Annotated in this window: 13 protein-coding genes; all 13 read right to left on the bottom strand. The window is 40.7% G+C overall.

All coding sequences use genetic code 11. The features are described 5' to 3' along the window. Positions 1-545: hypothetical protein (locus NMM25_RS04570; protein WP_254736092.1), on the bottom strand; the 545-nt coding region annotated here is incomplete at its 3' end. Next, positions 545-838, bottom strand: coding sequence for a hypothetical protein (locus NMM25_RS04565; RefSeq protein WP_000357787.1), 294 nt, complete (start codon positions 836-838; stop codon positions 545-547). The genes NMM25_RS04565 and NMM25_RS04570, both read right to left, overlap by 1 nt. Positions 839-850: 12 nt before the next feature. Continuing rightward, entirely contained in the window at positions 851-1,279 is a 429-nt protein-coding gene (locus NMM25_RS04560) for a DUF5082 domain-containing protein (RefSeq protein WP_138100251.1), read from the bottom strand. Between the two features lie 225 nt (positions 1,280-1,504). Further along, positions 1,505-1,798 carry a DUF4176 domain-containing protein gene (locus tag NMM25_RS04555; RefSeq protein ID WP_000926358.1) on the bottom strand — a complete coding sequence of 98 codons (294 nt, stop codon included), beginning with the start codon at positions 1,796-1,798 and terminating at the stop codon, positions 1,505-1,507. 1 nt (position 1,799) lies between these two features. Next, a complete protein-coding gene (locus tag NMM25_RS04550; RefSeq protein ID WP_000412066.1) occupies positions 1,800-2,480 on the bottom strand; it encodes a hypothetical protein in 681 nt (226 codons plus the stop codon). Next, positions 2,480-2,827 carry a hypothetical protein gene (locus NMM25_RS04545; RefSeq protein WP_000269411.1) on the bottom strand — a complete coding sequence of 116 codons (348 nt, stop codon included), beginning with the start codon at positions 2,825-2,827 and terminating at the stop codon, positions 2,480-2,482. The genes NMM25_RS04550 and NMM25_RS04545 overlap by 1 nt, the downstream gene beginning before the upstream one ends. Positions 2,828-2,879: 52 nt before the next feature. Further along, complete coding sequence (locus NMM25_RS04540) at positions 2,880-3,617, bottom strand: hypothetical protein (RefSeq protein WP_254736091.1); 738 nt, start codon at positions 3,615-3,617, stop codon at positions 2,880-2,882. A gap of 13 nt (positions 3,618-3,630) precedes the next feature. Beyond that, complete coding sequence (locus NMM25_RS04535; protein ID WP_254736090.1) at positions 3,631-3,927, bottom strand: DUF5082 domain-containing protein; 297 nt, start codon at positions 3,925-3,927, stop codon at positions 3,631-3,633. Positions 3,928-4,021: 94 nt separating this feature from the next. Then, positions 4,022-8,470 (bottom strand): type VII secretion protein EssC, encoded by a 4,449-nt coding sequence (gene essC / locus NMM25_RS04530; protein ID WP_254736089.1) that lies wholly within the window; start codon positions 8,468-8,470, stop codon positions 4,022-4,024. Continuing rightward, a complete protein-coding gene (gene essB / locus NMM25_RS04525; RefSeq protein ID WP_254736088.1) occupies positions 8,460-9,650 on the bottom strand; it encodes a type VII secretion protein EssB in 1,191 nt (396 codons plus the stop codon). Before essB ends, essC begins: the two co-directional genes overlap by 11 nt. Then, complete coding sequence (locus NMM25_RS04520; RefSeq protein ID WP_000692379.1) at positions 9,647-9,895, bottom strand: EsaB/YukD family protein; 249 nt, start codon at positions 9,893-9,895, stop codon at positions 9,647-9,649. Before NMM25_RS04520 ends, essB begins: the two co-directional genes overlap by 4 nt. Beyond that, positions 9,895-10,380, bottom strand: coding sequence for a type VII secretion EssA family protein (locus tag NMM25_RS04515; RefSeq protein WP_000757695.1), 486 nt, complete (start codon positions 10,378-10,380; stop codon positions 9,895-9,897). The genes NMM25_RS04520 and NMM25_RS04515 overlap by 1 nt, the downstream gene beginning before the upstream one ends. Before the next feature lie 98 nt (positions 10,381-10,478). Beyond that, positions 10,479-13,937 (bottom strand): type VII secretion protein EsaA, encoded by a 3,459-nt coding sequence (esaA, locus tag NMM25_RS04510; RefSeq protein WP_254736087.1) that lies wholly within the window; start codon positions 13,935-13,937, stop codon positions 10,479-10,481. Positions 13,938-13,976: the final 39 nt, after the last annotated feature.

Here is a 13,976-nt window from a genome sequence, read left to right as displayed (position 1 = left end):
CGCTCAATCATCATGTTACTTACGAAAAAAGCATCCATTCCAGGCATCTCACCCAAGGGCCAGATGCGAGCCAAGTAGTCTACCACATAGTCATCAAATCCTTCTTGAAGAGGCATCTTACGGCCTGAAATCGTAACGAGTGGTCCTGGCCCCTCCGCTAAGCTTTTCTGGAGTTCCTCTGGTAAAAGCTCCAAATCTAGCTCAACAACAGAACCTAAAGGATAAATAGGACTGTAGACACTGTCCACAATCCCCATAAAATCCTGTAAATCCGTGATGGAAAATAGTTGATCTAGTTGATTATAATGGATCTGAGCTTCCTGGTTCTCATAATCAAAATGACAAGTAAAAGTTGCACCGAAACTTGGCACATACTCATAGATATCCTCCAGTTTTCTCAGAGCCTTATAGAGTCCCTTCAAAATCTGCGGACGCATTCCTAATTGTTGACCAAGTTGAATCAAAGTATCATCTACTTCGAATGTCTCTCTCGTACGGCTAGTAATAATACTTGTAAAAATCTTATTCTTATCGTATTGAACCATTACTTAAACCTCACATTGGCTGTATTCTTATCAAACTGACCGGCCATAGCTTTATCATCAGCCACAATCTTCTCACCAACCGTAATCATTTGAGAAGTACGCTCCATTTCAAAATCCTTATAATCACTCAGAATTTTTTTCGCTTGTTCTTGAAGGGTCTCAAAAGATTTCATCCGATTCAAGGTAGTTTTTCCAATCTTTGTCACTTGAATGTCTGATACAGATGCGACCTTAGTCCGTGCTGAGGTAACAACACGTTGCCAAGAAGCTGAACTGATTCCTATTTTATCCATCTATCCTACTCCCTAAAAAATAGCTGCCAAGAAGCTTTCAACCGCATTCCAAGCACTTCCAATAGCACCACCTAAATCGCCTAGCTCCAATTTTCGCTTTGCGATCTCTGCATCCAACTTCGCCAAATTCATTTCATGCTCATTTTGATGCGTATTCATCGTCGTCGCAATTTTCGATAAAGTCTTATCAAATGTATCGCGTCTTGTCCCTTTAAAGGTATCTGTAGAAATAGTTGTAGAGTATTGAGAAACTGCATTGCGGAACTCACTATAGGATTGAATTTGCTTAGAAAGTTCTTTTCTAGCAGATTCTAACTTCTCAATCTCTGCTTTTTTCTTATCGTATGCTTTCTGGTACTGATTCGCCAAACTTTCATAGCGACTCGCTTGCGCTCGATTATAAGCATTACTAGCAAGCCGCTTTTCTTCAAAATCACTCATCTTTATACCTCTTTTGACTAAATCTTACAGTTAATAGAATTATATCAAAAATTTTGATGTTTTACCATAAGGAATGAAAAATAAAAGCAAGTCAAATGACTCGCTTTTATTCGCTGATAAGCTTAATACGATAGCCTTCTCGGCTGGTGAAGTAGTTGTACTCATCCACTCCGACAACGGACTCTGTAAAGCTACTCTGGTAAAAATAATAGTATAAAAATGATACTATTTCGTTCTTCCTTTTACCACTTTCTCCTTGTTTTCCTCCAACCACTGTAGATAAAGCTTTGCATAGCGTTCTTCCTCATCATTACGGTAACCTTCAAATATGACTTCGTCAATATCTTCTTCGTTAAAATAATAAATCTCTTCTGGATTGAGACCGTCTGGAAAAACAGAGCCTGTATAGTCAAAAACAACATCTGTTCCCTCCTGATTAACAATCATTCCACGACCAATAATCACAACTTTCTGGTTACCATCTGCTAGGTAAACAATACTTCCTAATGGTAATAACATTTTATGCCTCCTGTGTATTTTTAATTTGAAACTTATATTTGTTTAGTATTATTTCTATAAAATAAGGGTACAATATCAAAGCATATCCCCCAACAAAAGTGAAGAAGAATAATGTAAAATAATTTGATGTGAGTATTCCGACTATAAAGCAAGCAGATAATCCTAAAACAAAGAAAATAAATTTTGCTAATTTTTCAGGTAAATATGTTTTCTCAGATTTAATTACTGTAGTAGGGCTTATTATTTTATGGTCTAATTGTTCAAGGTCAATGCTTTTATCCAAGCCTAAATTTAAAAAAGTAATAATCAGTAGCAGACCTACAACAAATACAACTAAAATCGGAAGCCAAAACTGAGGGATTTTATCATTATGAGCAAAAGTAGGTGGAAAGAACAATAACCACAATGCTACCACTAAACTGATAAAACTACTAGCATTGATACTTTTAAAAACAGATAACCATTTTGGATTAGGCTTAATTTTATATCTATCTGATCTATCTGTAACATCATAAATATTATAACTTGAAAAATGTTTTGGAAAAAATCCCCACAAATAATTTCGGATGTCATTTGGATTAAAATAATCTATTACATAAAGACGGTTATGGACTTCTATTAAATAATAACGATTGTCTAGTCTACCTACTACACGGGCTACATATTTATCTTTTTTTTCCATTATCCAAAAACTCCTTTAATTGCTTTAAGTGGATTGCTAAATGATTTTCCGATATTAGATATTCCTTTTCCTATTCCGTTTAAAAGATCTCCTGCACCATCAACTACAGCTCTAAATGGTTTCACATTTTTATACAGAGCTTTTACACCTACAGAAACAGCAGAACCAACTACAACAGCTGCTCCTACACCAACTACAATTGGAAGTAAACCTGTAGCTGCTCCAGCCAAAGCTGAATCCACAGCAAGACCGGCTACCCAGCCAGCTGTTCCAGCCGTTAAGCCATAACTAACTGCTCTACCAACATTATGGTATTCTTTATAATGCTCACTTCCTTCTGACCACATTCCTAGACCAACAAGTCCTCTTCCACCCCATTTAGCAACATTTCCAAGAACTTTACTGGTAGAATTCGGTATTTTTTTTCAGCGTGCTAGTTAGCCAATTTCTCATTTTTGAACTATCTTTTATAAATCTTCCTGCAGCATCACGCGGTTGCAAAGTCGCCGCCAGTGAACGACCTATATTTTTAGATTCCTCAATAACTTTCCCTTTAACATGATCCAAAAAAGCTCCTATAGTTTCTTTAGAAAATTCGCTTGGCGTCAAGCCTTCAGCGAAATCTTTCACGGCTTCCTCTAACGTGTAAGTTTGATTTTTTCCTTCCCCTCCATACTCCGCCTTCTTAGTCACCTCCCTCGCAAGAGCCTGCAATTCCTCAATCCCTGCCTTGTCCTTGTCAAATGCAACGCCTGGATGATTCTTCTGGAAGTAAGCCCTTGCTAGACTATCCACTTTCTGGTGATAACGGTTTACCGCCTTCTTGAAATGAGGATTACGATAGATAGCTAGCGCTTCAGGATTACGATAAGGGCTGGCCATGGTAACCGTCCCACTCAACTTCGTTAAGCCCTTATTTTGATTGTTTAAAATCTCATCTAACTCACTTGTGGCCTGCTTGTCATTGAAGGCAGCCAGGCGCTTCTCCGTCTCTGAAAGCGACTGTTTCGACGCCTCAATAGCCCGACTCAACTTATCCTTACTGGGAGCTTTCAGTGAGATCAAGTCAGAAATTTCCGTATAATATTTATTCGTCGCATCCATATCCCGGACAATGGAGGAATGGAGACGATCCACACTCTGCTTCAAGCTAGTTAAGGCCTCTACGATTCATTTCTGTATCTGTCAACCAAGTTGTAATCGCATCGGAAATTCCTGCTAACGTTTTATTAAAATCTTCCCGACAAGTCCCTTGAAAATCAGTTGTAGAGTGCTTATTCAAATCACTCGCAGAAGTCTTGTTTTTACTAACAACATCCATCTGACTCTGGATACAATCATTCGCAGATTTCAACCGTCTTATCTTATTCTCATAAGTACGTATATCCAAACGAATCCAACGGATTTGTGCATGACAATTCGCAATAGCACTATCGTATCGTCCCATACATAAACTTCTCCACTTTTTCTCTAATTATATCAAAAATTCCAATGTTTTACCATAAGGATTGGGAAATAAAAGCAAGTCAAATGACTCGCTTTTATTCACTGATAAGCTTAATACGATAGCCTTCTCGGCTGGTGAAATAGTTGTACTCATCCACTCCAACAACCGATTCTGTGAAGCTACTCTTGATAGATACAACATTCTGGTCTTGGAAACGAATACCGATACAGCCTGCAGGCACATTGACCTTCAGAATCTTATCCACTTCCATATAGCCGTTAACGATCTGACGAAGCTCACCCATAAAGATGAAGTGGAGCCCAACTGTCCCTCCTTTGTGCAGGAGAGCCTTAAAGGCATCTTCTGTCATCTTAAGATTCATAAGCTTGCTGAGGGCTTGTGCTTCTGGAATCAAGATGTAGATAGGATAATCCAAATCAGCTGGCGTGCGCGCATCCACTTCAGACTGCATATCCATAAAGAAACCAGGGATCTCCTCGCCCACAAATACTTCGTCAAACAGCCCTTCCGACTGATGGTAGTTTCCTGTTGGATCCACCAAGAACTTTTTAATGTGACTAGGCACTTTTTCTAAGCCTGTCAGAAGCGCTGCTTCGCCATATTCTAGCTGTTGCATGGTATCATAGAGAAGCTCAAAGTAGCCGTCTCGTTTTGGCACAAAGCCAACCGGGTGTGTACTTTCTTTGTCAAAACCAATTGGCAACTCGCCTCTTTGCCACATATCCTGAACTTCCTCGTGATCTTCAAAGAAACTCGTAGAAATCTTACTTGGCAACATAGGTACTGCTTCTGGACGTAAGCCTTGCCAGTCCTGATTCATCGATTGGATTTCTGCTGTTAAGTGAGAAAGACGGTCGATATCGTCTTTTCCTTCTATCGGCAGATAGACTTGTAACTCTAGAACTTCTTCCTGTGTCACCTGAGCACGGCCGACAATTTCCTGGCCTGGCAGGGCATCACGTCCCATAACCGTCCGAAGCGCTCCTTCTTCTACTAAGTAAAAGCACAAAGCATTGGGAATCGTCGAGCTCATCCGTAAACGCAAGCTACTAGCGCTGAGTACGGTTATCAGAGTATAAATACCCAGACTAGCTCCTTCACGTAGGAGCTGGTTGACAGCTGACTCGATTATCTCCTCTAATGGGCTTTCCCGTACTGAGTCATAGCCATCAAAGATGTTGAGAAGAACAGGGAGTGCTTGACCTGTCTTTTGCTCATACTGTGACAGACTAGACACGCCAACCTCTGTAAAGAGGGCTTTCCGCTCTTTCATAAGACTATCCAGACGTTTCAGATACTTGAGGAGCTTTTCTTCCTCATCTAGTCGAACCAGATCCGCCACATGTGGCAACCCTCTAATTGGTAAGAGACCATTCGTCCCAAAATCAAAAAGGTTAAACTGAACTTGCTCAGGCGTATTTCTACGAGCCAGATTCATGAGGATAGTTTGAAGAGCTGTTGATTTTCCAAAGCCTGGGGACCCATATAAGACGGTATTGCCCAACTCCTCAATATCAAAGTGGTAGACCTCCTGCTTTTGAGCACTTGGCAGATCCAGCATGCCTAGTGGAATGGAGAGTTGACGTGGGGTTGTCCACTCTGCTTGATGGTCAATTGCCGCTCCTACTAGCTCCTCTCCAAGAGGTGGTAACCATGGCTTTTCAGGGAGGATGACTTGCAGACGCTCCGTTTCCTTATTGATATAATCAATCACAGCTTCAAGCTCTGTCTCCTGCTCTTGTGTCTCTTCAACCGAGTAATCTCCATCATTTCCGTCAATCAAGAGTTCGCTCTGCCCTAGTTGATTCACTAACCAAATCCGTTCATCTACTTGATTACCTTCATCACTATAAGGCTGATAATCCGCTCCACTCCATGCTGACTGGAAGAGTTCATAGATTTCATTGTTTCCGACCTGAAGATAAGCACGACCAGGCTGAGTGATACTAGCCGCATCTGGAGTTTTGATAATCTCATTTGAGTCTGAAGGATCGGCAACCTTGAGTGCCAGCTTAAAGCGAGAATTAGACCAGATCTGCTCATCTACCACTCCAGATGGCTTTTGAGTCGCAAGGATCAGGTGAACCCCTAGGGAACGTCCGATACGTGCCGTGGAGACGAGTTCTGCCATAAACTCTGGTTCATTTTGCTTCAACTCCGCAAACTCATCTGAGATCAGGAAAAGATGAGGTAAAGGCTCTGTCGGATAGGTCTTTTTCTCCTCTGGATCGCTAAGTGCCTTCCCTTTTTTATAGAGCTTGGTATAGCCATTGATATGGTTGACGCCGAATTTCCCAAAGAGACGCTGACGCTTTTGAAGTTCCGCACGAATACTCTTCAGCGCACGAGCCGTCCCAGCTCCATCCAAGTTAGTAATAGCCCCCATCAAGTGAGGCAGTTTGGCAAAGAGATTGGCCATTCCTCCCCCTTTGAAGTCAATCGGAAGAAATCCAACATCTTCTGGCGCAAAGTTAACAGCTAGAGACAGAATATAGCTCTGCACAATCTCGGACTTACCAGAGCCGGTAGTCCCTGCAACTAGTCCGTGTGGACCATGGGCACGCTCATGAAGGTTGAGCAGCACAATATCATCCTTCCCTCGAACACCTAGAGGTACAGCGAGAGACTTAGATGCATCCGCCGCCTGCCAGCGTTTCTCCACATCCAATTCCTCGACCTGCTTAACACCGTAGAGTTCCATAAAGGAAATCGTATCTGGAATCGAGTTTTTCTCCACTTCGATATGATTGAGATTGGCCAAACGGTAAATCGCTTCTTCAAGTTTTCCATTTTGAGGCAGACGATTAGGCTTAAAGTCTTGGTTGACATAGATATGATGATTATTGACGAGCTTGGCTGTCTCTCCATTTTGGTAATCAACCACTGCCGTCACCGTCTCAGGCAACATATTGAGACTTTCCTTACCCCAGATAACCGTCACCCCATACTGGGTCATATCCTCTGCCAGAAATTCATTGAGCCCATGTCCTGACAGCCATGACTCATCCAAAATCGTCAAGACATAGTGCGGCGAGAAGATTTGCTCCTGCTTTTGTTCCCGAACAACCTGACGACGCTTGACTAACATCTGGTAAAAAGAGGTCAAGACCATGTCCCTGGTCTGGTCATCGTGAATAAGTCCCCGTAGATTGAGACTCCGCATTTGCGCATGAGGCAACCAGCGCCATTCTCGCCAGTGATTCTCGTATTCCTCTTGGGAGACCAAGGTCACAAACTCTACATCATGGTAGGAGTGGAGCGCCGCAATCTGAAACAATAGTGTTTGAACTGCTACTCGTAAGACAGGAGTTGCTCCCGCTAATCCCAAAGCCTGATCACGTAGAGAGAGAACAATAGGCGCATCCTCTAATTTTATATGAGGTTGTACCAGTTTTTTCTCGACAAAGCGGCTCCAGTCTTCCTTGCGATTGGTTGGTTGAAAACGTAAGGAATAACTAGAATCAATCGCTCCAGTTCCCAAATGAACCTTTAGAAAGTCATCATTTGTCACCATCTTCTCATAAATCCGTGGGTTGTAACTTTCTACTAAATCCACTAATTCATCAACCGATGGAAAATTATATGTCAAGGCTTTCTTTTGTTTCGCCTTTAGACGACTCAATTGGCTTCCTGTCTCTAAGAGATACTCTTGATAATCATCGTTTCTTTTCTGATTCTTCTCTTTGACTTCCTTTTTGTTGGTAAAATAGCTCGATACTGAAAATCCAGCCGTCAAGAGACTGGCACTGGCCATTCCCATCATAAGCAGGGCATTCCCCTGCATAAAGACACTAGAGGCTCCGCTAATCACCACCATTCCAACAGGCGGTACGATCGCACGCCATAGCTCACCACGTCTAAGTTTTTCTTCTGGCGCTGGTGAATTGATTTCCACCTTGTCCTCAGGCTCTTTTAGATAAATGCGTGGACTTCTACGATAATTAGGAAACTCATGTGGGAACTCAGCTTGATAAGGTTCTTCAAACAAATGATCAGATTGGATAGTGTACTGTCCGCTCAAGGGCAGGAAATGGATCTGATGTTCTCGAAATGAGAAAAGAAAGCAGTCCACCACCAAAACATCCCCTACCTGAATAGAGGCATCAACTTCCTCTAGAATTTGTCCATTTAGATAAACCTTAGCTCCATTAGATGATCCAGAGAGATGATAGGTATTCTCCTTAACCTTCAGGTAAAGGAGAGCTTGACTTTCAAGGCAAACATCTGCTTTCTTCTCCTTAGAAAAGAGTAAGTCCTGCTTAGGATAGGTAAAGGAATGGATCTGAATCTGTTCATGTGGAATGGCTACCAGACTTTCCTCCTCCTGACCAGCCCAAGGGATTCCGTCCTTTTCAAGACCACTTTCAGTAATTGAGATATGACTTTCTCCAATATTGATTGAGGAGGCCCTTTCGGTCAACTCTTTGTACTCAAAGCATTCTTTAAACGAAAACACATGCCAAAGAACCTCTTCATCTGACAGCTTTTGACTCCAAGTCGCTTGTTTGCCCTTAGTTGCCATTTTTAGTCTCCTTTGATGTAATATTTGCCTTTGAACTTCCGTTTAATTGTTCCTGTAACTTATCAATTTCTTTTTGATACTTTTCAAGGAGTTCTCGCTTTTTCGCTCCTCTCATCGTACTGTCTGTATTGACCTGATCATAGAGCTTCGTATAAGCATGAAGGATATACTGAATGTCCCCAATATTTTGAGCAATATCAAGTGCTTTTTCAAGTTCCCCACGGCCGATATAGATCCAATAAGAAAGAGTATTCTCACTAGATTTCTGTGACAAGTTTCTAGATACAGCTTCCTTTTGTTCTTGAGTCAGATTGTCTAACTCTAACGAGCTAGCCGCAAGTGTATACTGGACTCCCTTTGGAAGACTATTTGGAGCTTCTGACTTAAGACCTTCTACCACTGCCGTATAATCCTTAGCAATGTAACTCGTCTCAGCCTGAATGATTTTATCCTGCTTAGGCACCACATAAAAAGCATAAATACCTGTTGCAATCCCCATCGCAACTGTTACAATTGCGAGTCCTAAAGAACCCCATTTAAACAATTGATAGTTCCTTTTCGAGACAAACAGTTTTTCCTTTTGACGCTTCTCTTCTTGGATACGAACCTGCTCACTAATGAGATGGTCTACTTCATCAAAAGTCTCCGCTTTAAAAAGAGTTTCCGCAAAAGCATTTTTTACCGTCATAAGACTATCAATTAACTCTTCAAAGTTGAGCTTAGGTTGTAAAATGAACACAGCTAAAGCCTTATATTGCTTTAACAAGTCCTCTTTCATGAGTGAAAAAGGAACAACACTATCTGTCATCCCTCTATGTCCTAAAAGGACACTTTCCCCGCTTACAAACAGATTATCTGGGTGAATAAAGGGTTTCATAGGCTGATCGACAGCTTCTTTTAAGAATTGTAACTTTTGAAAAAGATGAAGGCGCTCTAAGATTTCTTTATTTTCAACAGCTTCTCGAATCGACTGATAACCTGCTGGAATTTGGTAAGAAAGACGGACGACCTCTTCTGCCTCTTCTTTCACTGCTCCTTGAGCTAAATGTGCCGTGCTTTCTAAAAAGAATCGATACTGCTTCATCCGATTCAGTTGAAATTGATTAGCGGATAACTTAATCTCTAGTTCACCAGCCTCTTTCGACCACTTGGATTGGATACTTGTCTCTTGTACTTTCATTTCTTTCTCCCTACAATTTCTAATTGATCTCCGTTTCCTAAAGGAAAGTCCGCTATCTGGTCATCATCATAAAAGACAATTGATTTATTAGTCACTTGAAGATCAAAGTGACTTGGTAGCTCTTGGTTCATCATTGAAAATGACTCACATATCAGCTCTTTTACTCTCTTGAATGAAACCTGTGTTGGAAGTTTCAAATCATATATTTGCTCTCTCCATTTTATACCAACCGTAATTATCTTCATCACACACTCTCCTTCTTAAAACGAAGCACTTTTGAGTACTTCCTACCTAGCCAAACACCTAGATAGGTCACTCCAAGTAGACCTATCCCAAATCCCAAAATAGATAGCCAAGTAGGTAGCGAAGTGTTAGAGGTGCTCTCTCCAGTCAAAATTGTTTCATCTGCTCTATAATCTGCTTGAAACAAGCCACGCGTCACCTTATCCTGACTCTGAAAACTATTCGTATCTTTAGTCCCGGTAAAAAGAGAGGACTGCGCTTGATGAATATTCTCTTGCTGTGCTTTTTGTAGCTGTTTTTCTTTCTTCACACTATCTTCTAAAAATAATTCAGGAATATTCTTAGACTTAGTAGTCTGAGGACTGTTCCCTTGATCATAGATGGTTTGATTATTAATTTCAAAACTTCCATCATCTGCTCGGACATCACCTGAGTTAAGAAAAAGACACAACAATAATAGACTAAAAATGACTTGAACCTTCTTCATAAATCTCCTCCCCCACTTGGTAAAGATAGCTTTATTATACTACAAATCACACCATCTCACAAGAAGACAAAAAGGATCCTTACGGATCCTTACCTTGATTATTTCTTTCTTGTAAAGAGATTAAGACTAACTCCGATTCCTACAAATAATAAGAGTAGAAGAATCGTTACAATGCTTAAGCTACCACCAACCAAGAGATAACTAAAGCCATTTTCAATATTTTGTAACGGAGACATTCGATATAAGAAATTAAGGAAACTTCCTGATTGAGTTGCTACTCCCAAAATAGGAGTTAGTAGGAGATAAAAACCTAAGAGGGATGCGGATACAATATAAGTCGGATACGGAGCTTTCTTCAAGCCGTAAGATAGCATCAAAATCAAACTTGCCATTAACATAAAGCTATAAATGAACCATAAGAATCCATTGGCTGCTGTTGCTACTCCTATTGTAACTCCTGAAAACAAAATCGAACCAACAGCAACTGTTATGATTGTCGGTAAGAAACTTTGAAGTTTCAAGTCCCACTTTTTCGTTGTCAAAAGATCAGTTTCTTCCCTTTCCTGTCTATCTTTAACAAAGCGTCCGATCGTCATAGCTATCACAAAAGAAATAACCGATAACAACAAGGTCATATAATAGGGGATGATGGAAATGTGACTAGCTGCCTGTGTCTTACCTTCTGTAACTTTTGTAGTAATTGGATCGGATAAGAAATTAAACACTTGCTTGTTATCAGCACCTCCACTTTTCGCATTGGCAAGCACCTTTCCAAACTGTTCTGCATAAGAGGTATTTTTCTCAACTGTACCACTTGTTTCCTTCACACTCTGATTCAGACTGGAAAGAACACCATCTGCAGACTTTTGAACCGACTCTGTTGTCTCGTTTAACTGTTGGATTTGTGGTGAGATATCTCGTACCTGAGCAGCTCCATCAGCTGTAGCTTGTGCAGCTTTTTTAGAACTATCTCGTAAGCTATCGTATTGAGACAAAAGTGACTTCACATCTTCTTCCAGCTTAGAGGTATTCATCTTCTCTGGTTGTGGATTTTGATCATTGACAACTGATTCATAAGCAAGTTTCTCAGAATCTTTCCACTGATTATGAGCCTCATCTAAGACCTTCTGCATTTCCCCATACCAGGTATTTAAGGCAGAAGCTTGCTTAACAAGCAAATCTGAGTCTGGGAGAGACTGATACACTTGATGAAGGGTGCCTTCTTTAGGATTCTCTTTTTCACCTAGAATATCTGTCACATCCTTTAATTGCTGATCTACCTGTTTGTATAAATTATCTCCTGCAAGTCGATACTTCGTAACTAAAACATCCGATATTTCTGAAGCCCGTTCATCGTCAGTTAGATTATTGTAGAGACTATATACAGAATCTGGACTAGCCTTTTGTACGAGAGTACCACTTGATAGCGTGCCTGCAAATTGATTGATATCTAAACTTGCCCCTGGTGATGCAAATAAAGTAACGATTTGTTGGGCAGTAAGGTCTAGGTTTTGGAAGTTTTTCAGAATCGCAGGTAAATCCTCAGCCAAAGTGTCATACTTACCATTAAAGACAGATAATTGAGCACTAGCTTGAACTGAACTTCCATCTGTCCAACTATAACCTACTTGGTTATAGGAATTCTTTTTCACATCATCAGATAAATTCCACTTTATCTGACCACTAATCGTGACACTCACCTTTTTAGGAAGTGTCGCATAGCTTGGTTGACTGACTTCTGATGAAGTAGTTGGCGTTGCTGCCGTTCTTTCACTTGTAGAAGTGGAATTTGTAGATGTTGCTGCATCACTTGCACCCGCATTTGAAGTACTTGATCCCCCTGAGCCCGAAGAGACGACAGGAGTAGTTGACGCCGTTCTTTCATTGACAAATGTGACTTGAATTGTATTTCCTGATACTGCAGCTGTCACATGATAGCCTGTATCTTTTAACTGTTGACGGATAGAGGCTTCAATTGAATCTTTCGTCACACCTTCCAGTTCAAGATTCCCCATCTTTGCATCATCGATGTTCAATTGGACTGTCTGACTACCAGTTGACGGATCAAATTCTAGAGTTTGGTGAATGGGATAGGTCACTGGACTAGTAACAGTAGCCGCTGAGGACAGATACTTAAAGGTTGTATTTTGTCCTAAAGAGCCACCCAACTCGCTACTGTAGTTAGACACAATTTTCAGTGCATTACGATAAGTTGTAGCCTCATCTGATGAGATCAATTTATCTTGCTCTAATTTAGCAATGAGAGCACTCAAATCTCCAGATGAAATCATCGGTAAGTGACTAGCAATTGCCTCAATATACTGCTTAGGGAGTTTGCTTCGATTTTCTGGCTTCGTCATTAAGTTCAAAATAGCCGAGCGAATATCTTTATCAGTAGCTGTCTGATCACTTAAATCCTTAGAGCCATAATAAGTCTCTGCAATGGTCTCCCTGAGTGCTCTAAGCTCCGCTACTTCTTTTTCTAAAGAAGTGATTTGTGCCTCTAAGTTCCCCTTGACCTTACTTTGTGCAGTTTTATACTCCCCCGCCTTAGCCTTGAAATCTGCCATAAAGGAACCGGTTGCCGTATCGGAAGACTGCAATTCTTTTAATTTAGCATTCCCGACAGTGTAAAGGGCATTATACAAGTCAAAATAATGTTTCTGATCATCTGTCCATTGTTTTTCCAAGGTAGCCTTATCTTTTTCAGATTGCTCCTTATATTGGTCGGTTGACTTTTCAAGACGAGTATTAGCTTCTTTTGAAAACTCATTCACAGAGTTTGTTGTAGACTCAAGGGCTTTCCCAGAAACATCTAAAGAGTTGTTGTTCGCTTCCATGCTGCTTGCGACTGATTTAACAAAAGCTTCTTGTTGGGTCTTAAAGAGTTCATTATCCGTCTTCAGACTATTTGCAATGGATTGAGTACTTCTAAATGAATCTGGTAGGGTCGAAAATGGAGCTTGAATATTTGAAATGATGAACGTATTTTGAGACAACTCTGTAGATGCCATCTGATTCACATTCGTCTGTGCATCTGAAAGATTCCGAATGATGCTCGAAAAATACATCCGAACCACCCGTTGGTTAAATCCTTGTAAGACTGTATTAACTTGACTGTGGACAGCCTGATTAGCTTGTTCGTTTTGCCCTTCGCGAATCTGGTAAGAAACAGTGGCTTTTTCTGGAGAAACACTCTCTAAGCTCAACAATTTCTCAGAAAAGTCTGACGGAAGAGTAATAACTGCATCAAACTGACCAGACTTCAATCCTGCTTCAGCCACGCTACGATTAGTTGTCTCCCAGTTATTCTCTGTATCCTGATTAATTAAAGTGACAAAATCCGAGCCTAAATTATAATCAGTATTTTCAAACCTTGCACCTTTATCTTCATTCACAAGCGCATATTGAACCTTAGCAGTTTGCTTGATCTCACTTGAATAGTGAAGGCTCTGATCCTTTAATGCAAAATAAACAAGAGAACCTGATAACAGGGATACGCATGCTACTGCAGTTAAAATTTTTAAGTATCGTTTTTCTTTATGAGGACTATTCATTATTCCCTTTTCCACTTATAACTAGCAAAAAACGACGCC

It is taken from the genome of Streptococcus sp. CF10-1 (assembly GCF_024295825.1).
In the GTDB taxonomy this organism is placed as follows: domain Bacteria; phylum Bacillota; class Bacilli; order Lactobacillales; family Streptococcaceae; genus Streptococcus.
Note: the sequence above shows the minus strand (reverse complement) of the source record. Positions and strands in the feature narration are given on the sequence as shown.